At 41.6% G+C, this 887-nt stretch carries 1 pseudogene; it reads right to left on the bottom strand.

Annotation, left to right across the window (positions count from 1 at the left end):
- A pseudogene (locus tag GFJ99_RS13495) lies at positions 1–887 on the bottom strand (hypothetical protein); the annotation flags it as partial.

Here is an 887-nt window from a genome sequence, read left to right as displayed (position 1 = left end):
CCTGCTGGCAATCCAGCAAATGTTGCGCCTGTAGCTCCTGTTGTTGCTAAGGCAATATTCGTAATAGCACTATTGATACAAACCGTTTGATTTGTTCCTGAGGCAATGACATTTTGTGGAAGTATAGTAATATTAAAAGTACTACTGCCTGCTGCACCACAAGCCGTTGCTCCATAAAAATAAGTAACTGTATATGTTCCTGCAGTACTTGATGCTAAATCAATTTCTCCGGTTGAACTATTAATAGTTAATCCTAAAGTTGAACTATAAACACCTCCTGTAGTAAATCCTGCTACTGGAGTTGGAGTTGGATTTGTACTGTTTATACAAACTGGTGTTGAATAACTAAATCCTGTAACTGGAAGAGGTAGTGGATTAACAGTAATAGTTCCGGTAGCTGTTGCTGGTGGACACCCTCCTGTTGTAGTTACGGTATAGTTAAACGTTCCTGCTAAAGTAGCAGTACCAGTAATTGTAACATTATTTCCTGCCCATGAACCAGTAACTCCTGGTGGTAATCCTGTAAATGTTGCGCCTGTAGCTCCTGTTGTTGCTAAGGCAATATTCGTGATAGCACTATTGATACAAACCGTTTGGTTTGTTCCTGAGGCAATCGTGTTTAATGGCGTAACAGTAATGGTTCCGGTAGCTGTTGCTGGTGGACATCCTCCTGTTGTAGTTACAGTATAGTTGAATGTTCCTGATGCTGTTGGTGTACCACTAATGGTTGCAACGTTTCCTACCCATGAACCGTTAACGCCTGCTGGCAATCCAGCAAATGTTGCGCCTGTAGCTCCTGTTGTTGCTAAGGCAATATTCGTAATAGCACTATTGATACAAACCGTTTGGTTTGTTCCTGAGGCAATCGTGTTTAATGGCGTAACAGT

This window comes from Flavobacterium sp. LMO6, from assembly GCF_009495795.1.
Lineage (GTDB): Bacteria > Bacteroidota > Bacteroidia > Flavobacteriales > Flavobacteriaceae > Flavobacterium.
Note: the sequence above shows the minus strand (reverse complement) of the source record. Positions and strands in the feature narration are given on the sequence as shown.